This is a genomic window from Aquimarina brevivitae (assembly GCF_004216895.1).
Classification (GTDB): Bacteria; Bacteroidota; Bacteroidia; order Flavobacteriales; family Flavobacteriaceae; genus Aquimarina; species Aquimarina brevivitae.
On sequence record NZ_SGXE01000003.1, the window covers coordinates 17648 to 42374 of the forward strand.

The 24727-nt window shown below is 36.2% G+C and carries 15 protein-coding genes; 6 read left to right on the forward strand and 9 right to left on the reverse strand.

Going from position 1 to position 24727, the window contains the following annotated elements; genetic code table 11:
* Positions 1-4: 4 nt before the first annotated feature.
* The 3 genes from EV197_RS12470 to EV197_RS12480 form a co-directional block, all read right to left on the reverse strand.
* Positions 5-2440 carry a TonB-dependent receptor gene (locus tag EV197_RS12470; protein ID WP_130287122.1) on the reverse strand — a complete coding sequence of 812 codons (2436 nt, stop codon included), beginning with the start codon at positions 2438-2440 and terminating at the stop codon, positions 5-7.
* 209 nt (positions 2441-2649) lie between these two features.
* On the reverse strand, positions 2650-3552 hold the full coding sequence (locus EV197_RS12475) for a sensor histidine kinase (protein ID WP_130287123.1): 903 nt from the start codon (positions 3550-3552) through the stop codon (positions 2650-2652).
* A gap of 37 nt (positions 3553-3589) precedes the next feature.
* The gene (locus tag EV197_RS12480; protein ID WP_165389057.1) at positions 3590-4018 is read right to left on the reverse strand and encodes a response regulator; all 429 of its coding nucleotides are present in this window, start codon (positions 4016-4018) and stop codon (positions 3590-3592) included.
* A 262-nt stretch (positions 4019-4280) separates the two neighbouring features.
* Here EV197_RS12480 and EV197_RS12485 point away from each other — a divergent pair, with 262 nt between their 5' ends.
* Together EV197_RS12485 and EV197_RS12490 are read left to right on the forward strand one after the other, a co-directional pair.
* Positions 4281-5480, forward strand: coding sequence for a hypothetical protein (locus tag EV197_RS12485; protein ID WP_130287125.1), 1200 nt, complete (start codon positions 4281-4283; stop codon positions 5478-5480).
* A 1-nt stretch (position 5481) separates the two neighbouring features.
* The gene (locus EV197_RS12490; RefSeq protein ID WP_130287126.1) at positions 5482-6486 is read left to right on the forward strand and encodes a metal-dependent hydrolase; all 1005 of its coding nucleotides are present in this window, start codon (positions 5482-5484) and stop codon (positions 6484-6486) included.
* Between the two features lie 36 nt (positions 6487-6522).
* Here the strand turns inward: EV197_RS12490 and EV197_RS12495 are convergent, their stop codons facing one another.
* Both EV197_RS12495 and EV197_RS12500 read right to left on the reverse strand, forming a co-directional pair.
* Positions 6523-7023 (reverse strand): DUF1761 domain-containing protein, encoded by a 501-nt coding sequence (locus EV197_RS12495; RefSeq protein WP_130287127.1) that lies wholly within the window; start codon positions 7021-7023, stop codon positions 6523-6525.
* Between the two features lie 60 nt (positions 7024-7083).
* On the reverse strand, positions 7084-7680 hold the full coding sequence (locus EV197_RS12500; RefSeq protein ID WP_130287128.1) for a LysE family translocator: 597 nt from the start codon (positions 7678-7680) through the stop codon (positions 7084-7086).
* A 174-nt stretch (positions 7681-7854) separates the two neighbouring features.
* Between EV197_RS12500 and EV197_RS12505 the strand changes: the two genes are divergently transcribed.
* The 4 genes from EV197_RS12505 (at position 7855) to EV197_RS12520 (ending at position 12866) form a co-directional block, all read left to right on the forward strand.
* Complete coding sequence (locus tag EV197_RS12505; protein WP_130287129.1) at positions 7855-8340, forward strand: acyl-CoA carboxylase biotin carboxyl carrier protein subunit; 486 nt, start codon at positions 7855-7857, stop codon at positions 8338-8340.
* A 5-nt stretch (positions 8341-8345) separates the two neighbouring features.
* On the forward strand, positions 8346-9788 hold the full coding sequence (gene accC, locus EV197_RS12510) for an acetyl-CoA carboxylase biotin carboxylase subunit (RefSeq protein ID WP_130287130.1): 1443 nt from the start codon (positions 8346-8348) through the stop codon (positions 9786-9788).
* Positions 9789-9859: 71 nt separating this feature from the next.
* Positions 9860-11401, forward strand: coding sequence for an acyl-CoA carboxylase subunit beta (locus tag EV197_RS12515; protein ID WP_130287131.1), 1542 nt, complete (start codon positions 9860-9862; stop codon positions 11399-11401).
* Positions 11402-11705: 304 nt separating this feature from the next.
* Positions 11706-12866 carry a BamA/TamA family outer membrane protein gene (locus tag EV197_RS12520; RefSeq protein ID WP_130287132.1) on the forward strand — a complete coding sequence of 387 codons (1161 nt, stop codon included), beginning with the start codon at positions 11706-11708 and terminating at the stop codon, positions 12864-12866.
* A gap of 106 nt (positions 12867-12972) precedes the next feature.
* On the opposite strand, the gene EV197_RS12525 is transcribed toward EV197_RS12520, so the two are convergent.
* The 4 genes from EV197_RS12525 to EV197_RS12540 form a co-directional block, all read right to left on the reverse strand.
* A complete protein-coding gene (locus EV197_RS12525) occupies positions 12973-14631 on the reverse strand; it encodes a T9SS type A sorting domain-containing protein (RefSeq protein ID WP_130287133.1) in 1659 nt (552 codons plus the stop codon).
* A gap of 173 nt (positions 14632-14804) precedes the next feature.
* On the reverse strand, positions 14805-15188 hold the full coding sequence (locus EV197_RS12530) for a hypothetical protein (RefSeq protein ID WP_130287134.1): 384 nt from the start codon (positions 15186-15188) through the stop codon (positions 14805-14807).
* Between the two features lie 2 nt (positions 15189-15190).
* The gene (locus EV197_RS12535) at positions 15191-16105 is read right to left on the reverse strand and encodes a hypothetical protein (protein WP_130287135.1); all 915 of its coding nucleotides are present in this window, start codon (positions 16103-16105) and stop codon (positions 15191-15193) included.
* 58 nt (positions 16106-16163) lie between these two features.
* A complete protein-coding gene (locus EV197_RS12540) occupies positions 16164-24719 on the reverse strand; it encodes a T9SS type A sorting domain-containing protein (protein WP_130287136.1) in 8556 nt (2851 codons plus the stop codon).
* Between the last annotated feature and the right edge of the window lie 8 nt (positions 24720-24727).

Below are 24727 nucleotides of genomic sequence, written 5' to 3' on the forward strand. Positions count from 1 at the left end.
CTGGTTAGTTTTTATCAATGTACTTTAATTCAAACTTATCAGGACTGGTATGTTTCAACGATTCCTTTAAGTAAAAATCAATGATTCGTGTTATTAAATATAATTCAATTTTCTGTTCAGATTCGCCTTTGTCTTTTAGCCTAAAAATATTATCCTTCTCTTTCTCCATCAGGGTTGCTAAAAGTTTATCAGGCTTTTCAACCTTAACCAAGGTATTATAACTACTGATTATAGGCAACATCCAGCGGTGTCCGATTAATCGAGCTAACGCTTTTTCTCTGGCTTCTATAAGAGTAACGTATTGCTTTTGTAATTCCCTACCCTTAGTTTGTTTTTCTTCATCACTTAATTGATGTAATTGATGATTATCAACGGTTACTTTGGCTTTTACAAATGCTTTTTCAAAGGCATAATCCAGGCGATTCATATCTCTTCGTAGCTCGGTTAGAATTTCAAAAACCATTTGATTATAATTCTTTAAGAAATCTTCATAGCTATAAAGTTCCTTCAAAAATATCAAAGCATTCTCCTTATAGTCCTCTGTATTTCTTTGATCTGAAGCAATACTCCTCAGCATGGTTAGCTCTCCTTTTTTATAGGCAGGAATATGATCAAAATAACTATGATTTTGCATTGCTTCTAACTGCACATCCACTTCTGCCATAGTACCTTGATAGCTAGAGTCTCGGTATCTAAAATTAAGTAATGCTTCTTCCTCTTTTTTAGATCGTTTGCGTTTATCTCTGGATTTTTTAGTACGCTCTTTCTTTGTTTTTTCGCGTTTGTTAAATTGAATTCTTGGAGGTTTAATTTTATCAAAGGTATAATTGTACCCTATAGTCGCTGTAAAATCCTGATTGGAAGAGTTCTCCGAATTTCTAAATTGAGTAAGTAAAGTAAGGTTTAAACCGTGTTTCTTCTTGTATATATAATTTCCGCCTAATCGAATATTAGTAACATCACCTTGTTTTTCTCCAGCTATGTTGGTTTGATTGTAACTTACCGATGCCGAAGTTCTTAGTTTTTTATCAAAAAATAATTTGTTTGCAGATACGATAGGACCAAAAGTGATATTCTCTTCGGTACCAATAGTGTTATAAGTAACATTCACTGAACCTGACACATTTAAATTGATGTTAGGATATCCCAGGGTGTACGTAGAGCTCCCATTGTAAAAATTAGAACTTCCATTCTCAGCCACCTCTCCCCCTTGCTTATTTGTAGCTCCTTGATACGATACGGCTATATTTAAGTTGCGCTTTTTGGTTTCGGCATCTTTTAAAATAAAGTTGGCATTAAGATTAGCGCTTTGTGTAATTTGTTGAAAATCTAAGGTGTCTATATTATCGGATTGTGACACCTCATTGATAAAATCAAACTGGCTTTTGATATTGGTGTAAGATTGAAAGTTGGAATAGCCCCCTGTAAACGTAATTTTATCTGAAGCCGCATAGTTTACATTAACCGCACTAACCACACGTTGTAATTGGCTGCTTTTGGTATTGTCAAGATCATCACGTTGTAGTCCTGCATTGACGCTAATATTTACTTTATTATTAAATATGGTTTGTGAAGCATTTACCGTAAAATTCTCTAAATCATTATTAAAGAAATACGCTCCAAAAGTTCGATAATCCGGATCTATATATTCGTAACCTGCACCTACAGTACCCTGTCCAACTTGATAGTTAAAATTGGCGTTGTAGGCCCTGTATTGCCGAGTTGTTGCATTGGTAGCAATTAGATTAGAAAACACTGCTTTTTGATTAATTCCTTCAGCACTGATATCCTCAGTTATTAATGATGTTGCATACTCTACTCGTATTTCTCCTCTATCAAACAGCTTTACACTTCCTTCGGCACTAGCAACTACATTTTCTTTTGCCTGCAGCTCAAACTCAATCGGTACCGGTTGATTTATAGAACCTTCATCATCTTTTGCAGAGAATACAGTTCCACTTACAGAAAATTTTTCATTAGCATAAACAGCTTTTAATCCATAGCCCATCCTTTTATAGGCGGGCTCAGAATTAACTGCGATTGTGTCATGTTCCGATTCCTTGAGCAACCTACCGTACATGGCACTAACCTTAAGGTTGGTATTCGGTGGAGCCAAATCTACTCCAACTCCCGTAAACTGATGTCCATTTAGCGTATAGGGCGAAAATGTCATATTAACATCACCTATATGGGTGGTTATCCACTTATATGAAGGATGAATACTTAATCTGTTGAACGAAAAAGGATTGCTGGTATTAAATTTTTGGTTGGTATAGGAAAATGAAAATGGAATATTATAAACCCCACTTATATTTAAATTTAAATTACCGTTTACGAAATAGGTAAACGGATCTCTATTCGCTGTACCATCATAGAAAACGCCGTTGGCTGCTATACCTCCTGTTAAATTAAGCAGTTTTGCTTTGCCAATTTGTTCCAAATCCTGACTATATAAACTTAAAGAACAGATAAAAGTTGTGAAAATAAGTAGTGATCTTGAGCCCAAAAATCTAGATTTTTATAAAAGATTTGCAAAACTATAGCTTAGAAAGCTTGAAGCCAAAATTTCATTAACATTTCTATAACTTTTTCTATCTAGGTATATCTTTCCCATCTTGATATTTAAATTTTGGTCCAAAAGTATTGTAATTATACGTTTGTACTATACCTGTTTTCAGTGATTTTTGTATTGAAATTTTTAGGTGATTTTTCCATTTCCGGGATGGGTATGGTAAAATAAAATGTGCTTCCTTTACCTTTTTCAGAAGCTAAACCCATTTTTCCGCTGTGAGATTCTACAATCTTTTTAGCCTCAGCTAAGCCGGTGCCGCGGCCACTATACTGGCCTCTGGGATGTAATTGTTGAAAGATAGAAAAGATTTTTTCTTGATGTTGTGTTGAGATTCCAAAACCATTATCAGTGACTGAAAATTGATACAGCTTTTCATCATAGGCATTTATAACCATCTCGGAAGTGATATGGATCCGCGGTTCGGTTTGACTATCCGTAAATTTGAGTGCATTAGATAGTAAATGTTCGAACAACAACCGAATTTCATCGGGTACTGCTTTTATTTTCGGTAAGGTATCACAATGGATATAGGCATTATATTTTTTAATGTCATCACTTAGTTTTGAAAGCACATCATTGACTATTTGAGTAGTATCCACGTACTCCATTTTTTGTTGATTGCCTAATACTTTATAATGGTTTAGATCTGACATTAAATTTTTCATTCGGTCGCAAGCTTCTTCAATAAAAGTTAAGCTTTGCTTTGCAGAGTCATCAAAATTCGTTTCATAATCTTCTCGTAGTAAACCGACAAAACACGATATTGTATTTAACGGTTCTTGGAAATCATGATTCGCCAGGTAATTGTATTGCTTGAGCTCTGTATTTTTTAACTCTAGCAAATAGGTTTGTTTTGCAAGGTCTTTCTCTTTCTGTGCCAGATCAATCACTAACTGTTTGTTTAGACGCTGATGATGAACCCAAAGAATGGCAAATGAGATAGCAAAAACAGCAAATAAAAGTAAAAGAATGTAAAGCATTTGGGGCGGTAATTATCTTTAAATTAATAAACTATTTTTAGGCATTAATTTTTGTATATTCATTAAAATGAGTGTCGATCAGTATATCTAAAGCATCAAATGACAACGGTTTATGAATGAAATCTAAGACCGTAGGGCTAGTCAAAGACTTTTCCAAATCATCCTTACAAGAAGATGTAGATAATAGCACAACTTTAATTGAATTAGTAAATGACTTATCTAACTTTTCAAACTCTGTTATAAACTCCCATCCGTTCATTGCTGGCATATTGATATCTAGTAATATCAAATCTGGCTTTATCTGCTGTTTATCCCTTATTTCTTTTAAATACGCTAATGCTTCCTGACCACTAAAGGCTTTTTCAATTTGATTAAATCCTTTATGTCTCGACACTATGATTTCATTAAAAAAACTAGTTGCTTTATCGTCATCAACCAGTAAAACAGAATTAACAGATTGCCTCATAACCATTTAAATACGGATCAAAGAACGTAAGTTTTTATCAAAAGCCTGTTATTCAGCATTTAGTTTTCGTTATAAGCAAATCTTTTTTCGACAAAAAGTACGGTTTAACCATATTTGTATTGAGTACTTTCCATTGATTTTTATTGCAACAGTACTTTCGAATAGTGATAAAACTCTATTTTTACAAAAGTTTTAACCCTAATACCTGTAACTTTAAGCAATAAAAACAACTAATACGTATTGGAATAGTTATTCATAGAATATGCTACATAGGATCATATCAAATTCTCAATCAAAAGCAATTACCTACTCGTTATTTCAAAGCTGTAATAAGGTACCAAATAAGGATTGGCAAGCTATAAATAAAGAAGACAATTTATACTTAGTCTTACCCTATCTCGCTGTTATTGAGGATTCGCTAGCAGCCACTATCGATTTTTGGTATGTTATTTTTTATCAAGATCAAATACCTGTTGGGATAGCGTATACGCAATTAATTAAAGTAAACCCAAAACAGATTAGCCAACAAAAACTACCTTGTAAGGTAAGTGATGCCATACAAAACTTTTTTTTAAAGAATCTTGAAATTAAAACCCTGGTTTGTGGTAATCTATTTGCCTGCGGTGCGCATGGATTTTCTTTTGACACCACTAAAATAAATACTCAAGAAGCAACCAAAGCGCTCACTGAAGCCTTAAAAGACATCAGAACTGTTGTCCACGCCGATGATAAGCCCTCTTTTATTCTTTTGAAAGAATTTTGGCAGGAAAAAGTGCAACTACTGGGTAATGATTTTGAAGAACTCCACTACAAAGCTTTTGAGGTAGATGTCAATATGGTTCTCGAGCTACAACCCCATTGGAATACTTTTGAGGATTATCTAACAGACTTTAGAACCAAATTCAGAACAAGAGCTAAAAAAACATTTGAAAAATCAGCTGCTGTTTCAATTAAAGATTTTAATAGTAAGAACATAAGACTTTATGCTGAGGCTATCGATAAGCTATACCGCTCTGTAATTGAAAATGCGGATTTTAAACTGGGGCATTTAAATGCTAGAGCATTTGAAGGTTTCAAAGATCAACTTGGAGATCAATTCATATTCAAAGGCTATTTCTTAGATGACGATTTGATAGGATTTACTACTGCTTTTGTCCCTCAAGATCAAGTACTTGAAGCTAATCATATCGGAATTAATTACACCTATAACAAATCCCACGCCTTGTACCAAAGAATGTTATATGAATATGTAAGCACTGCTATTCAACTTCGGACCAAAGAGCTTCGGTTAGGCAGAACTGCAGAGACCATTAAAAGCACTGTTGGTGCGACACCTAAGAGAATGAAATTGTATGTAAAACACGGTAATACCCTTTCCAATCAATTACTAAAACCACTGGTTGATTTCATTACTCCTAATGACTATGAAATAAGAACCCCGTTTAAAGCACAGCTAAGTTAATATGGATTCCTTAACTCAGATTGTACTTGGTGCCGCTGTTGGTGAAGCTGTATTAGGAAAAAAAATAGGCAATCAAGCCATAGTATGGGGAGCTGTTGCCGGCACCATACCCGATTTAGATGTACTCACTAAATTTTTTGTAGATGATGTAACTGCTAATGAATGGCATCGTGGTTTTTCACATTCCATTCTGTTTTGTGTAATGGCAGCTCCTGTTTTTGGGTGGCTATTGCATAAAGTATACAAAAAGAATAATGCAAGCTGGAAAGATTGGACCCTGCTTATGTTTTGGGGACTTTTTACACATCCTTTGCTAGACTCCTTTACGACCTGGGGAACTCAGTTATTTTGGCCATTACCTTACAAACTGTCTTTTAAGAACATCTTTGTAGTGGATCCCCTATACACCTTACCTTTTTTGGGATTAGTTATCGCTACGATGTTTTATAAACGAAATAATCCCAAACGTCAAAAGCTAAACCGACTGGGGCTTATGATAAGCTCCTGTTATCTACTTATTACCTTGGCCTTAAAATGGTATACCTTTACTGTTTTCAAACAAAGTTTAGCATCACAACAAATATCCTATACCGAAATCCAAACTCGACCCGCTCCATTAACCAGTTTTTTATGGACGGCCAATGTGGCTTGCGATGATACATACCTTATCGGATATTATTCAATTTTTGATAACACTAAGCAAGTTGAATTCACATCTATTCCCAAAAATCACAGTGCATTAACCGCTATTAAAGATGAATCGATTGTCCAACGGTTAATACAATTAACCAGAGGCTGGTACGCCATCCGTAAAGATCATAATAAATGGATCTTTAATGATCTAAGATTTGGGCAAATGGGATTTAGCTCAACAAGTGATTTTGTCTTTTCGTATATTTTATACTATGATGAAAATGGAAAACTTATAGCCAAAGAAAAAGAAAGAACTGAGCGTGATGCCTCCAAATTACTACCAGCGCTCCTATCCAGAATCGCTGGTGACTAAAAGTACCGTATTCAAAAGCTTCTTTTTCTCTAGAAACTAAGCAAATTGACAAATTACACCTCCCATTAAAGCTAAGGTAATTGTCCAATAGCCTACATTGATCCCTATATATTTAAACCCTTTTCGTTCAAAAAGCGCATTTGTCCCCAAAATAGGTAAGGCAATAAATAATCCAGCTAGTAAACCGTGAAATGCTCCGTGCTTAAACGTTCTAAAGTTTTGTCCATACTTTGCCATAAAATCTTGGGCATACATATTGAGCTCTGTGCCTTCGACCAATACGTCTGGATCGCTCATTAAAGTCGAATAAAAACCAAACTGATGAATGACAATAGTATTCAGCATCACTGCCAAGAGCAAACTAAAAATATAGCTCAAAATGAAGATGATTGCCATATTACCTTGTTTAAGGTTCTCTTCATTAAGAGCTGTAACCTTCATCCAAGAAGTACCAAAAACTTTAGGGTTGTACCAAATAAAACCCACAACAAGTGGGATTAATGCCGCAAGCGCAGCGATTAAAAAATTGAATTCCATAATGATTTGTTTATAAGGTTGTTACTCAAAGATAAACAAAATACAGATAGCTTGAATACTTCATAGAACGCTATAAAACAAGCGTAGAGAAAAGCATATTAATAACAATCCAATAATTCGTGAAAGAAGTAATAATCTGGTTTCAGATAAAAAATAGCCCAACTTTTTAGAAAAAATCACTTTGATACTATCTGTACAAAATATACCCAATAGTACTGCAGTCAAATACATCCAAAATGAAGAAGATAAATCATATTTTACTTGACCCCACTGATAAATTCCGATCCAAACCGCAAGCACAAAGGGATTGAAAAAATTAATACTAAATCCTTTTAAAAAAAAGCCTAGTACACTTTTAACAGATGTTTTTTGTTGGCGTGCAAACTTCTTTTTAACGAGATAATATACACCCAAACCCAATACCATACATCCACCTAAAATTCCAATCCAAAATTGATGAACTGTAGTACCTACTAAAGCAGAAATACCCAAATAACATAAAATTACATAAACCAAATCACTAACGATAATACCTGTAGCTACAGCAAAACCTGCTTTATAACCGTTTTGAATACTACTGTTGAGCAACAGAAAAAACACAGGCCCTACAAAAATGACCGTTGATAATCCAATAAAAAATCCTTCAATAAATGGCATGTGTGGCAATAACTAATATTCTAATTGGCGTAAAGAAATAATACGCAAGGTATCTTATTTTATATTCTTGCACCACAAAGAGCTTCTACTAACTAATATATTCTTAAAAAATTATGGATCTTCTACATTTTTTGTAATAATAACTATCTTTAACCACACGAAAAAATCATTTTAATGGGCAAAACCTATAAAGTACTTTTAAATGATTCTTCGGAATATAGTATTACCGAAGAAGAAGCACTACAATTGGATAGTGTGGCCGCAGGAAAATCTACGTTTCACATTATTAAGGACCATAGTTCTACACAAGCTTCTATTATTGCGGAAGATTTCCTTAACAAACACTATGTGGTTAAAATTGATAATACCAGCTACACTGTAAAGATAAAGGATGAGTTAGATCAACAGATCAGTGAAATGGGGTTTGCACTCAACACTGCTGCAAACATCGACTCCATTACAGCACCAATGCCAGGACTGCTATTAGATATCATGGTAAAAACAGGACAAGAAGTAAAAGAGAATGACCCACTACTTATCCTTGAAGCTATGAAGATGGAAAATGTTATTGTTTCTCCCAGAGACGGAGTTATCAAGTCCATTACAATAGACAAAGGCCAACCGGTCGATAAAAATCAATTATTAATAGAATTCGAGTAGAACATATGCAAAAGATATTAGTTGCCAACAGAGGTGAAATTGCCATCCGTGTAATGAAAACCGCTAGGAAAATGGGAATTAAAACAGTAGCTATATATTCTACTGTAGATAGAAATGCTCCCCACGTAACCTATGCTGATGAAGCGGTTTGTGTAGGTGAAGCACCCTCAAACGAATCCTATTTAAGAGGAGATAAAATCATTGCTGTAGCCAAAGAGCTAAATGCAGATGCCATACATCCTGGATATGGTTTTTTGAGTGAAAATGCAGCCTTTGCGGAAGCTGTTTCTAAAAGTGGATTGATCTTTATCGGTCCCAAATCTGAAGCCATTACCGTAATGGGAAGCAAGCTTGCGGCTAAAGATGCCGTGAAAGCCTATGACATACCCATGGTTCCCGGTATCGATAAAGCCATTACAGATGTAACCGAAGCTAAAAAAATTGCAGCAGATATTGGATACCCTATTTTAATCAAAGCATCTGCTGGGGGTGGCGGAAAAGGAATGCGTATCGTACAGGAAGAAAAAGATTTTGAATCGCAAATGAATAGGGCGATAAGCGAAGCTAAATCCGCTTTTGGCGATGGATCGGTATTCATTGAGAAGTATGTAGGATCACCTCGACATATCGAAATACAAGTAATGGCAGATAGCCATGGTAATATCATTCATTTATTCGAAAGAGAATGTAGTATACAACGTCGCCATCAAAAAGTAGTAGAAGAAGCACCCTCTGCCGTATTAACTCCTGATCTTAGAGCTAAAATGGGAGAAGCCGCGGTTAAAGTTGCTAAAGCTTGTGATTATTTAGGTGCGGGTACCGTAGAGTTTTTGTTAGATGAGCAACATAACTTCTACTTTCTAGAAATGAATACAAGACTACAGGTAGAACATCCTGTGACCGAATTAATCACTGATGTAGACTTGGTAGAATTACAAATTAGAGTCGCCAGAGGTGAAAAATTACCGATCACTCAAGAGGAATTGCAAATCAAAGGTCATGCCCTAGAGCTAAGGGTTTATGCCGAAGACCCACTGAATGATTTTTTACCTAGCGTAGGAAATTTAGAAACCTATAAATTACCTGAAGGTGCCGGAATTAGAGTGGATAACGGTATTGAGGAAGGTATGGATGTACCTATTTATTACGATCCGATGTTAGCTAAGTTAATTACCTATGCCGATACCAGAGAGGAAGCAATTGCCTTGATGAAGCAAGCTATTGATAATTATGAGGTAAAGGGAATAGAAACTACACTGCCCTTTGGACGTTATGTATGCGAGCACGACGCTTTTAAAAGTGGTAATTTTGATACACATTTCGTAAAAAAATACTACAACCCAGAAGAAATTGAAAGCGCTCAAGAAAGTGAAGCGAAAATCGCTGCGCTTTTTGCAGTTCAGCAATACCTCAAGGATCAGAAAAAATTAAGACTACCGTTAAATTAGGAAATTTAGGACGAAGTGATAAGCGCTAAATACCTCGCTAAGCACAATCCTATTCCCTAAAAATTTATAAGATGGATCAACAAATAAAGACATTACAAGATAAAATAAACGAAGCAAAACTGGGAGGCGGACAAAAAAGGATCGACGCACAGCATGCAAAGAAAAAATTGACCGCCAGAGAACGTGTGACCTATCTAATGGATGAAGGATCTTTTGAAGAAATAGGCATCCTGGTTACCCATCGTACCACAGATTTTGGTATGGAAAAGCAAAAATTCTATGGAGACGGTGTCGTTACTGGATATGGAACGATCAACGGTAGACTTGTTTACGTCTTCGCTCAAGATTTCACCGTTTTTGGAGGTTCTTTATCAGAAACCCACGCTGAAAAAATCTGTAAGTTAATGGATATGGCCGTTAAGGTCGGTGCTCCAATTATTGGACTAAATGACTCTGGTGGTGCTCGTATCCAGGAAGGCGTAAAATCCTTAGGGGGCTATGCTGATATTTTTCACAGAAATGTAAAGGCTTCAGGGGTTATTCCACAAATCTCTGCAATTATGGGGCCTTGTGCCGGTGGGGCGGTGTATTCGCCAGCGATTACTGACTTTACCATGATGGTTAAAGACACCAGTTATATGTTTGTAACTGGTCCAAACGTGGTTAAAACAGTAACTAACGAAACGGTAACTTCTGAAGAACTAGGAGGCGCCAGTACACACGCTACTAAATCTGGGGTGGCTCATATTACATCTGCTAATGATGTACAGTGTTTAGAAGATTTGAAACAATTGATCAGTTACCTGCCACAAAACAATAAAGAAATTACTCCTAAACTCCCCTATGAATTAAATGAAGAGCTTCGCGAAGAATTGACGGATCTGATACCAGACAATCCTAACAAACCTTATGATATGCACGAGGTTATTAAAGGGATTATCGATCAGGATTCTTTCTTTGAAATTCATAAAGATTATGCAGAAAACATCATCGTAGGATTTGCACGCATCGCAGGAAGAAGCGTTGGTATAGTGGCCAATCAACCTATGTTTTTAGCCGGTGTTTTAGATGTTAACAGTTCTAAAAAGGCAGCGCGTTTTACACGTTTTTGCGATTGTTTCAATATTCCACTGCTCGTTTTGGTAGACGTTCCAGGTTTTTTACCGGGTACAGATCAAGAGTGGAATGGAATCATTGTTCACGGGGCTAAATTATTATATGCATTGAGTGAAGCATCCGTACCTAAGGTTACTCTGATCACCCGTAAAGCATATGGTGGCGCCTATGATGTAATGAATTCAAAACATATAGGAGCAGACATGAATTTTGCCTGGCCAACAGCTGAAATTGCGGTTATGGGTGCTAAAGGTGCCAGCGAAATTATCTTTAGAAAAGAAATCAAAGAGGCGGATGATTCTGAGGCTAAACTTGCTGAAAAAGAAGCAGAATATGCCGAAAAATTTGCCAATCCATACAGAGCTGCACAACGCGGTTTTATTGACGAAGTAATTCTTCCGAAGGATACCCGAAGAAAATTAGTAAAGGCGTTTAGTATGCTCGAAAATAAGGAAATACATAGGCCTGATCGCAAACATGGTAATATTCCGCTATAACCTATTTGCAATCTGCACTTGAGTTGAAAACAATTAAAAGATACCTGTATTGGTTTATAAAAGGTTGCATATTAAGTATGCAACCTTCTATATTTTTATTCGTTAACCAATAATAATAACTACGCTTAAGTATTTTGCATTAAAAATTTTTGAGAGTTTAAGAGGCTTTTCACAAAGCAGTAGCTTTTACTAATAAATAAAAACTAACGCTATCGCGTAAAGTATTTCTCCATATGCTAATTAAGCGTATAAGTTCTAACCATTTTACCTACTTTTGAGCCCTTGTAGATTTATCTAACTTTATATGATGATACGTTATAAATGGGTACTGGTTTTATGCTTATGCTCCTTGTCAACTCTTACAGCAATAGGTCAGGAAGATTTTGAGGAATTCAAGGAAATCTTTACATTTTATCCCAATAAAAAAGCCGCAGCAGAGGATTCTACCTTGTATAAATCTAAATTCATCGCAGCTCCGGTAATTAGCTACGCGCCTGAAACAAGTTTAGGGTTCGGTATTGGTGCCAAATATCTTTTTAAGTTTAAAGGCAGCGGGGAAGAAACGAGAACCTCCAATATGCCTATGACATTACAATACACTTTAAAAAATCAATTTATTGTATACTCTGGCTTTGAAGTGTTTACCAATCAGGAAAAATGGGTCATTGAAGGTAATTTACTGTTTCAGAATTTTCCTAGGCTATTTTATGGATTAGGTAGAGACACTCCTGATAGCAATGAGGAAACCTATAATTTTTATCAACTTACGGTAGAACCAATTTTCCTGAAACAACTCTTTGCCAGATACCTATTTATAGGAGCCGGATTTAGATATAATCATATCTACAAAACCGAGATTGTAGCAGATGGATTGTTAGACACCAACGAACCGCTGGGATATGATGGCTCTACTTCCGTTGGCGCAGAATTTGCTGTACTATATGACAGTAGAAACAATATCTTAAATGCTCAAAATGGTTGGTATCTGGAGTTTACGCATGGTCTCTACGGCCAGGTTCTAGGTGGTGAATATAATTTTGAACTTACACGATTTGATATTCGTCATTTTATTAGAACATCTAAAAAGACGAACGATGTACTGGGGTTTCAGTTTATAGGTCATTTTTTACATAAAGATGCCCCGCTTTCAGAATATGCACTCTTTGGAAGTAGCGAAATATTACGCGGATATAAAGAAGGCAGGTATATTGACCGTAATCTCCTTGCCGGTCAGGTGGAGTACCGAAAAAACTTCAAGAATTCTAGATTTGGATTGGTTGCTTTTGTTGGCGCGGGAGATGTTTACACTTCTTTAAACGATTTTAAGTTTAGTAATCTAAGACCTAACTATGGTGTAGGGCTTAGGTTTTTACTAGATCAAAAGGAAAACCTCAACCTACGTTTTGATTGGGGATTTGGGGATAGCACCAATAACGTTTATCTCAATATTGCAGAGGCTTTTTAAGCACTCTGCAGTTAACTCCTTCCAACTAATCGTATAAAACTCATGTTACCTTTGACCTCAACCGGTAAAGAATAATGCTGAGTCTCCTTGCGCTCAATCAAAAAAACTATTCTTTGATTAACTTTATCGTTGATTTACTACTCCCTAAATTCAAATAATAGACACCACTTGAAAAATCAGATAAATCTATGGTGTTTTGGCTAAGAGCAACTGTTTTTATTTTTCGCCCAAGATTATCATAGAGCACAATAGGGCTAGTTAACCGATCTGTAATCCCTAAGATATTCAACTTATTTCTTATCGGATTGGGATACGCAATAATTTGTTCGTTGAGCTCTACATCAATGACAGATAAGTTTTCATCAAATTCAAAAGCTCCCATATCTAAAGCGTTATTAACTACGCGAGGTAAAGACGATTGATGCTTGCTATATATTGATTCCACAGCATAATCAGGAAGGAGGTTACCAGGAACGGCCATCCCCTGATCGATGACTGCAGAATTGGCCAGCAGGTTATAGGATTGTGTGTTTAAGTCTTCAAAACCTGGATTTTCTCCGGTTATATTCCCACCAAGATCGGTAACAGCGCCACTAGGTGTACAGTGACAATCCGTATAGCCAGATTTAAACCAATTGTGTTGGATATTCGCAGTTCCACTACCGTCTATCATAGCCAGGTTACTTCCGCTAGCCGTGTTATAAACGATATTATTAAAAATATTGGCGGTTTCATCATTAGTCGATAATCGAATAAGGGTGGTATTACCAGATCGAGTAGATATCAACGTATTGTTATAGAAATACAGATTTCCTTTTCGGTAATCCGCAGTAGTACCACTATCTCCTCCATAATGCACCATTTGCGAATTACCTGCACCATCTGGTTCAATCAAAATGTTACCATACACATAGGTGGTATTATATGATGGGTCATTAACCAATACTTGAGAATCTTCTGCATCTACTAAATCCAACTGTCTGTTACCACTTTCAATCCAGTTGTAGCGAACTACTAACCCGGCTGATCTATCTTTTAGGTTGTTGCCCAATGCTCCATCTCTCAGCGGCCCAAAACGATTAAATTGGTACGTAATCCCCAATGCAGCGGTGTATGCATTATGTTCAAAGATTCTACCTACAATTCCATTATCATAGATATAATTACCTTCAATTAAGATATTGGCGGTCTGTCCGTCAAAAGCACCGATGAATAATCCGTTACCGGAATCACTTAATGTACAATTCCTGATCGTTAAATTCGATGCTTTTTCAACGTATATCGCCGCGGCGTTATTGGTATAGGTTTGTGACTGCTCATTCTCATCAATAAAGCTATAAGCTGGTCTTGCAGATCGGATATCTAGGTTGTCAATAATAATGTGGGATGGTAAACCATCTTGCGGAACACTAGATCCTCCGATTTTAATGACACCTCGTTGATCGCCCCAATAACTCAAATTAGTGGGGGTAACTGCATCTGCTCCATCGATAATAGGTTGTTCTCCTTGGGCATTACTAACACCAATAATCTCTATTGGATTAGTTTCCGTTCCTTGTCGGTTAATTACCCATTTTTCTTTATACGGTGTTGCACGCCAATGTATGTATACCCGATCCCCAGGCTGTAATGTAGCCCAGGGTACTTCAGCAATTGTTATTAATGTTTCAGATGGTCCTACATGGTAATCGGTTGCTTTCGCAAAAAAGCAAATAAGCAAAAATATATAAACTAATTGATGCTTAGCAGGTGTATAGTTGTTCATAGTGTAGATGATTGGTTTTACACTACAAACGACAAAAAACCTTTTTTTAGTGTACAGCTGTATCTAAACTAAATTTTAAGATCTTAACTAAAAACCTTGTAGCGTTTTATTCTACAAGGTTTTATAAGATTAATTATGATCAACTCTATTCTTATTGCTCAAATTATAGATGTCTATGGCACTAGCACAAAATCATCTTGTACAATCACATAAATAGAACTAGATATACCATTTGTAACTAGTTCTGCTATATTATTTCCATCCTGTAAAGTGATTGGAATAATTTTCATTTCGTCATTTGTAAAAGTTGTACTATACAATGCGCCATTTACTGTAAATTCAATCTTGGTTGGTGTATCAGGACCGCTACCCACAGCATTTGCTTCGATTACAATAGCATACTGACCATTCGGATCAATACAATCACGATCTACTATTGCTCTGCCATCACTTTGAACAAAATTTATTGAATTTGCGCTAAAAGTAGTAACTCCATCATCCTTGGAACAACCAACGAATACCAATGCTATAAGAATTATGCATATATATGTTTTCATAGTCAGTTTTTTAAATTGATTATTATTCTTTTGCTATTCCCCGCTACTCGGATGGTATAATCCCCAGTTTCCAAGTCATCGAAAATTAACGCACCGTTAGTAATGGTTCCAGATTTTATGATGACACCATTGTGTAATAATGTAACTTCATCACCACTCCTAACAGCAGTGATCTTTAAAGCACCGCCTGCATAACATACTGCATCCTTTTTATAAAATGTAAAATCTCCTGAGCTTACATTTATTGCTACCGTATAGTCTTGTATGATCGATCTGTCTTCTGATACCACTTCGAATGTAACAGGACTGCTAAAATCTAGTCGAGTATCACCAGATAGTACTTCACTTCTGTCCAGATACAGTTTTGCTCCCGTGCTTAACCTAAATGAAGCACTTAAGTTTGAAATATCAACGCCATTATTAACATATAACGTAATTTGGTTACCGTCAAAAACCTGATCATTCATATAAACATTGTCCAGTTCAAAATCTAAGATTTCAGCTTCATTATTTAATTGAGGACTAGCAATACTATAGGGCTGAAAAAGATCTCCGTAATGTTGATTTATCTCGAAACTCTCATCAGTTGCTATATCACTTATTGCATCATTAGAAGCATCATATATTTTAAATTGAATCGATTCACCATTCGTGTTAGAAAACACGGTTAAATAAGCGTAGTATCGATCTTCGCTAGCTACATAAGTAAGATCAGTAACCCCTCTACAAACTCCATTGACGAAAGCTGCAACCTGATCGTTGGGATCTTCTAAATTCTGTCCGTCTATATTTAAAAATGCAACAAATGACATGGTATATTGAAAATCGTTTTCATTAACCTGCCAATTAGGAGCTTGGCTAAATACAGCCTGCCCAAAAAGTAGCATTATTAAAAAGTTAATTATATATTTTTTCATATCTATACTTTTTAATACCGGAGAAGCAAAATAATTTACTACTCCGGTAATTTAAATCTTATCTCTTGATCAATTTTTTAGTTATAATTGTGGTATTGGTTTCTATTTGTAAGATATAGGTGCCTTGTGCTATGTTAGTATTAACAGTAAACGTATGCTCTCCAGACTTAACTTCCTCAGTTGTAGAAAGTATTAGTTGATGCGTTAAATTATATAATTTAACTTTTACGGTTTGATCAACCATAGCTTTCACACTGATGGTAAATTGTTCAGTAAATGGATTAGGATATATTGTAAAAGACTCAGAAATAGCTTCTAATACTATTGGATTTTTCAATGTTCCTAATACTTCATTAGCAGTAAACTCAAAACTAGTGGTTGTTCTTTGCTGTTCGTTACCATTACTCACATAAAACGTCAGCTCCTCATATTTATCTCCATAAATAGTAATAAAAGCAAGACTATTATTCATATAATCTTTTACTGAAGACGTTCCTTTTACATTTCCTTCTTGATCATACACATACAGCATGGTATACCCTTCAGGAAGTTCAACAATCGCATTCATGTTCTGCCCGTATCTGGCAAACTCACGATCAATTGCAGGCTGATCTCCGGCATTTTTAATCATCATATGATTAGCTGTCAAATCTAAATATGCTGGATAACGGAAACTCTGGTCCATAGCTGAACTAATCATATACCCCTTACCTGGTTGTAAATATTTTAAAGTACCTACCCAACCATTTATAGGGTCGTATACCGCAAATAAATTCTGTGATTTTATTACATCGCCATCCGTAGCATCAAAATAAGCCATGGCTTCATTTACTGATTGACTGCTACCTATAACAAAGGGTAACCAATTCCAATTTTCTTTGATATCGAAACTCCAAGTATTAACATCAACGGCTGCACCATTTAGAGATAAAACTTCTCCATTTGCAGTATAGACTTTATACATTTTACCCGTGGATAAGCCACCATTGGTACTAACCGTACCCGACCAACTACCACCAGAGTTACCCTGATAATAGGTTTCTAGTAAGGATGGTGAATGGCTAAGTATTCTATCCGATGTTTCCAGACGCATTCCCGCTGTTAACCTATTGACATCTGATAAGTTTTCATCCTCAACAGGTAAGGAAATCCATGTCCAGCCTTGATTTAAGTTTATATCGCTAGTCTGCTCATCTGTATTTTCGAAGATAGCAGGCGCACTCAAGGTCCCAACCACATCGTTCTCTTGAAAGACCAAGATCGCTTCCTGGTTTATAGTTGCCTGAATAATTTTACCTTGAGACGCATCCCAAATACTAAATGTCAGTTCTTCTCCCTGAATTGTATTACTATATACCGTAAGAAAAGCAAAATATTCATTATACGAAGCATTATACGCCAAGTTAACAGAGCCTCTTACTTCGCCGTTATAGAATGCAGCTATCTTATCATAACTATCATTGGAAAAGACACCATCGATAGTCACTCTACCAACAATATTCATACTATAATCAAAGTTGGTAGGATCAATAGTCCAATCTGGATCATCCGCGAGAACTTTTATAGAAACCTGAATCTTCTGATCAAAACCAAAATCAGTTTCTAGATATAAATCCTCCACATATTCTCCAGGAGCTAATCCTTCATCAATAGTAACCGTAATTGTCTTTCTACTATCAGGTGAAAGTGTCCCAGAAGTTGAACTTAATGACATCCAGCTTGGTATGTTAGTTATAGTATAAGGCTGATTATTCCCTCCTTTATTTAACAAGGTAATTTCAAAGGAACTTTGCTCTTCATTTTCCTGTATTAGTTCTACTATATCATTGTAACCTTCTGCATACCAACTCACTTCATTTTTATTGACAAAAGCAGTCCAGGTAATAGGTGATAATTGCATGTTATTTGCCTGATCAAACATTCTATGCACCGTAATATCGATGATCTGTCCTTCTAATGAAGCCCAATCCGTAATTACAGGCTCCAAAATCATTTCATCGTCGTTAATAATATGGTTTACATCAAATTTAATCACTGATCGCTCTGGCTGAATAGCTGGAGTATCCTCAGTGTAATTCACTATTCCAGAGGATAGTAATGCATTGCTTACATTTGTAGTTTGATTACTATCATCGTGATAATAGCTTGGTCCATTACCTGTACTTGTTTCAGGAGCATTCATTTTAGCATATAGCATCAGACCTAAATTTTCAGGGTCGATTTCATTATACTGATCTCTGATAATCTGCTCTTCATTTCTTAAGGTGTTCCACAACCGAACTTCATCTATTTTTCCGGTAAAATTTTGGTCAACGGTTTCAACACCAGCAAGATCTATATGACCTCTAGCGCCTAACCATATTTTATTTCCATAAAAACCTCCGACATTTGAGATGGCATTAGAAGTTACTAAGGCTCCATCTACATAGGTTTGTAGTGATCCCTTTCGATTGAACAAAATTGCTATATGGTGCCATCCATTATCGGCTACATTTGTTGTAGTAAGTTCATAGGAGGTTCCTTCACTTATAAGTGATAAGTTACCTGCATTTGACATAGCAACAGACCATTTGTTAGCTCTTCCATCAGCTTGAACTATATCAGTACCATCTCCTCTTCCATTAGAAAAAAGTGTAGCCTCCTGAGCTCTATCTGTTTTTAACCAAAAGCTCAATGTGGCATCCATTTCGTTGGTTAGCTGAACCAAGGACACATTATTTAACTCTAAATATTGTCCATTATCAAACTCATAAGAATTACCTTTTGGTTTAATATCCCAAGATATAGTATTTAAAACCGCATGTTTAAATCTAGCTATATCTTTAGCCAGTTCTCCGCGACCTTCGTTCATCGGCCAGTAGCCGACAAGATTATTTTCATTACCTACCAATTGTGTATAACGATTTGCATAGGCTTCTTCGAGTGTAAAGGACTTATTCCACATTCTTAGGTCGTGTATATTTCCTACAAAAGAATTACCTCCAATGGTTAGGTCATTCTTGTTGGTAAATTGAATATTTACCCTACCTGGACCTTCTGACAATATCCTATCATCTTCAAAGATTTGGATTTCACCAGTGCCTTTGTTATACGTAAAGGTATAATGATGAAAAAGTCCATCATTACTCATTGCACCTTGTACTGATAAATCAGCAAGATTAAAATATAAGAGCCCGCTATCGATTCCTATTTCGAATGAATCGCCCTCTTGACTTAAAATAGTAGCACTTGAAGAAGTTGTAGCATTATTCATCCAAAATTCAAAAGTAAAATCCCCTGATATAATACTCGGGTTACTAATCACTGCCGTATTATTAGTTCCTTCAAAATAAAGCGAAACATTATTATTAATAGGTAACTGATTGGTAGCCCCTTTGATTTCGATATTGCTTACTGACGGATTATAAACAATACCTTCGTTAAAGTTAACCTGAATATCTTCTCCAGCAGTTAAAATACCATCTATTGGTAATGGCGTACCAAAACGTTCTGGTGCAGTTAAATCAACGGTACCAGATATGATATCTGAAATATATTCTGTACCATTGGTACATGTACTTCTGGCTCTTATTTCATAAAGGCCATCCGCTAAAGAACGTTCTGCAATTGCAAAAGCGTATGATAAATTAGCAGTAGTGATTACTGATATATCCGTTTCATTATTCGCAACCGCATCATTATAAAAATCTTCTGTAGCATAATAGGTATGTAACCTCGTCCAGGTAGGCGATGATGCTAATCGATATTCCAGATCAATTTTCTGGAAACTATTAAAAGAAGTGTCAAACTCTGTCAAATTAATAGCAAGCGGGTTGCTGGTTCCATCACTATTATAGGCAGTATCTCTATTATATACCCAATTTTCTGTGGGAGATGTTACTGCTACCTCTGAACAAGAAGGAACAAATGCTGCAGAAACACGTACATCACTATACACATTTACGGGATCACAACGCGACTGTAATACTACCCTGATATCATTATATTCATAAACATCAGATACAGATTTTTCTAAGGTAAGCGTATACTGAACCTCTTGACCATAAGGCACATAAACTACCGTACCATTATCAAAAAGATTAAAAACTGCATTATTTGGGTTGGTAGTGTTATCAATCAACAACTCAAAATAGTTGAAACTAGCTGCATCACTGGTAAAGTCTGCTCTATTCTCTAGTTTTAAAACAAATTCTGCTTTGTTATCCTCAGGTATATTTGTAACACTTGCTACTTCAACACTGATACGAGGATCCTCTGTCTTTTGTGTTGCATAAGACAACTGTTCCCGTTCTGTCTCTACTAATTCCTCTATATCGTCATCACCTGCATCATATGTGGAATGATTATAAAACAGCGAATATTCAGGTCCTTCATAAGGACAAGAAGTAGCTCCTCCAATGGTACTAAATACAGGTCCATTACCATCAAATACATTGACTACATCAACACTAAATAAGTTTGCAGGATCGTCATCTTTTAAGGTATACGAAATATCTAAGGTTGTATTTTCATATTCATTGACCTTAATCTCAGCTTCTTGCCTAAAATGGCCTTTCGTTTTGCTAATCAGCCCCATGCTATTCAATGCAAAACCTAACTCTAGAGCTACCTGCTCTATCACTGTTAATTCATATTCAGTAGCTTCTGTATCCACAATAGCCGTTTCTGCACTTCGTGATATTTCCCCCGCACCGGCGTCAAATGAGATATTATCTTCAAAAGAATCAGTGATTAAATTTTTTAAAGCCAATGACTGAGCAAGTTTCTCTCTGTAAGTAGCTACCACATCTGGTGTTAGACGACCTGAGTTTATTTCGCTTTCGAGGTCATTAACATAATCCTCGGCATTGGTATCTAGTTCAGATTTTAATGCAGTTCTATCATTTAATGCTCTGTACTTTGCTCTTTCATTTCGCTGAATTGCTTTTCGCCAAAGATTTATTTGCTGCACATATTCAGCCCTGGTTAAGACACCTGGATCATCTTCTGAAATGATACCATTATCGATATTAGCTATAATTAACTCTAAATTAGGTATTAATGATGCTAGAATATATTTCTGTGAGTAGACAAAAAATGTCTCTGAAGGCTCCTGAACAAAGTACATGGCTTTCTGTTTACTTAAGTACACACTCTGTCCGTCTATATTGGTTAACTCAAAGTTATCCGAACCATCAACAGCCGATGCTGAAGATTGAATATCATCGTATACTCCATAAAAATAGTTTTTGGATTGTCCTATATACAAGTCGCCTTCAGCACCCACAAATTCTGGACTATCACTTGTTGAAATGGTTTGATTAAAGGTATAGGTCTTTGAAAGATCAAAACCTTTCTCAGATTCTACATTTATACTTATACCTGTAGATACACTATTGGTATTCTCTGAAGTGATAACAGGACCTGCTAGGCCTCCTCCTGCTTCAAACTTTGCCCCTAGCATTAACTTCAAACTCTGAGATCCTCCTACATTACTTTCGTATTCGTATTCTGTTTCTAAAGTAATGCTTTCTCCTGCTTCAATTGAAGCGAAACTCTCTGATCCTGGAGGATCACGGAGGATGATGTCAGGAATATCCGGCGCCTGGGTAATAAAAGTCTGACTCCCGTCTGATTGACCTCCAAGAATAATCCCTTCAGCAATGTAATTTTCTGCCTCATAATCCACTCCCTGTATTCTATATTTGATATCCAGTGTATTCGTAAAAGGAGGGGTTATTGATGGTATACCTCCCTTAAATGTATAATGGATGATACTCGCCTCATTAGGGTCTCTTTCTACTGATTCTGAATTATCCAATGCCAGGTTATTTGTAATATTTAATTCTCCATCAATAACAGGTACTAAATCTTCTACTTCATCTGCCTCATCATAATTAATATATCGCTCAAAACTTTTTAGAGTTATGGAATAGGTACCAAATTGTGTGTAAACAGGATATTCGAAACCTTCGGTACTTAGTAAATCTCCATTAACATCAATAGTCTGATCTGAAGTTTGCTCTACAACTCTTAAAACAGGTGTAGCACGGTAGGTAAAACTTTTTTCATAATGGTATTCTGGCCCTTGTTCAATACTACCATCAGGATACTCATAAATAGGAGTTTCCTTCAAAGGAATAGTACTCATGTTTACAGTCTCATTGGCACTCAATATATTAAGGGTAGTATTACTAGCTATTTGTAACCCTGTAATTTGATTAATTTCGTAAGCTAAAGGCATCACCGAAACACTATATTCACCGGTTTCTTCGTTGGTCACAAAACTATACCGTGTATAAGGAGTGACACTAGCTCCTACTGGTGTATAGTCTAAGGTAAGGTTAGCGACACCTATGTTATTTTTTGAACTGATTGTAACATTCTGTTGACTACCATCAGCGTCGGTATATGAACCTGAAAATACACCATCCGCACCAAAACCTATTGTTTTTTGAGATTCCACAGCTCCTCCTACAACTCTACCAACAAGTGTAACACGTGTATTATCTAAGAAAACTACTGATTCCTCAGCATCCTCAAAAAATTCAAAATAATTACCACTTCCTGCAGGAAAACGTCCGCTGTATGCAAACTCGTGACTATCTTTCTTAACGGAAATATAATGATTACCGATAGGTACATTAATTTCAAAAGTTCCATCACTATCAGAGGTTACAGGAACGTTGTTTTCATCGAGTACAATTTCACCATCTACAAATACCTGAACGCCTTCTGAAGGAATTTGAGCATAACGCTCCAGATAGTCGTCTGAATCATCATCGGGTGTATTATTGTTATTGTATGCATATGCTCCTTTTGAAAACTTTTCAGATCCTTTAGTATAATAATTATATCCTTCATCAAGAATTCCAGGACCGCTAACATATTCATCACCATCTGTAAGCCCTACAAAACTACCCCCATTTACCTCTACGAAAGATGGAAAAACGCCATCTGTATCATACAACACTTTTCCTCTAAAAACAAATGAAGAAATATCTGTAAAATCTATTTTGTTGATGACTTCAGAACCTTGCCCTAAATACACTAATTGTTGATTCGGTTCAAACTGGTGCTGTCCGTACAAAGGTGTTATCCTAAAGGACTCGCCTGATCCTGAATATGGAATAGCTGTAATCTCGTAATTACCATTACTATCACTTACTCCTAATACGCCTAACTGATCTGACGTAGGAATATTACCAGTACCTGAAATCCATGAAACCTTATCACTATCTGCGGTAAAATCATTGAATAGTTTACCGTGATTTTTATTATAATTAAAACCAGTTCTGGATAAATCGAAAGCATAATTCCCTATGCCTTCATTAGCTGTAAGATAGGCAATAAGACTGCTATTATTTCCGCTGATATATCGTTTAAAATCGGTGCGAATTTTGTCCTCATTAACCACATCATTCCAGATCCTGATTTCATCAATATGTGCTTCACGACTTCCTCCTATATAGATATCATCCCAATCCGTAGATACACCATTAATTTTCATAGCAACCGTAGAAGTAGGTACAGCAACCTGAAAATAGGGTTCGCTATATGAACTATCGCTATCTACTAATGCCTGATGTACACTATCTCTGTAGGCTTCGTTAATCTGCCTACCATTGATATATACCAGTGGTACCAATCCATCTTGTAACACTATAGAGAAATGTACATATTTAGTATTAAATTCTGAAACCGGCAATAATTCGTCATTCCCCCGATCATTTACGTTTCCTGAAGGGTAATAATTATATAATTCATAAACACTACCGGCAACATCTATTTGCAAACTATTTGAAGCGGCCAATAATTTTGTTTTTACTTCGATTGGATTATTTGCTCCTAATGGGTTTGTAGAACTTCTGATGGCAAATGCTCTAATCGCATTACCAGAATCATCAAGGTAAGATGAAGCAGGACGAATCCACGCCTGTAATGTTGTTCTTGTTGTAATTGGAGTATCTAATCCTTCTATTTCAATTTCTCCTGAAGCAGGAATCGACAAAGCGCTTCCAACATTTAGGCTACTTCCCTGAGGCGTTGCTTTGATAACAACATCTTTAACCGGGTTACCACCCTCGTAACTGATATTACCAGTAATCACCGCCGTAGGACTTCTAAACCCTACACCAGTTATAAAAGTTTTATACAAGTCCGGTATATGACTAATCCCTTCAGCTTCTAACTTATATTCATACAACACTCCTCCTTCTACATACTGATCTGCATATTCTGTAGCTATAGGAGACACATTACTGATAAAATCATAATCGTCAGTTCCATACGCTCTGCGATAAATTTTAATATTAGTAATTAAATCTGCATTATTTCTAATACTCCAGGTAAGCAGTACTTTATCACCGAAATATCCCTTTGACACATCAAAGGATTCCTCTGCGAATGTATTATAGAGATATAAAACCTCCCAGGGAAAGCGAATGTCTACAGGATTTGTAGTACGCTCCGTATTGTTCATGTTTTGCCCTAAAAAAGGCACTCCAACCTGTATCGTATATCCATTAGATTGAACACTTTGTGATACGGTTACCATCTGTGCTCCATCTTCATTTTGAGCAAAAACAGCCTTCCCCAAGAGCAAAAGCCCAAGTAGTATATATACTTTTTTCATAAGTGTTT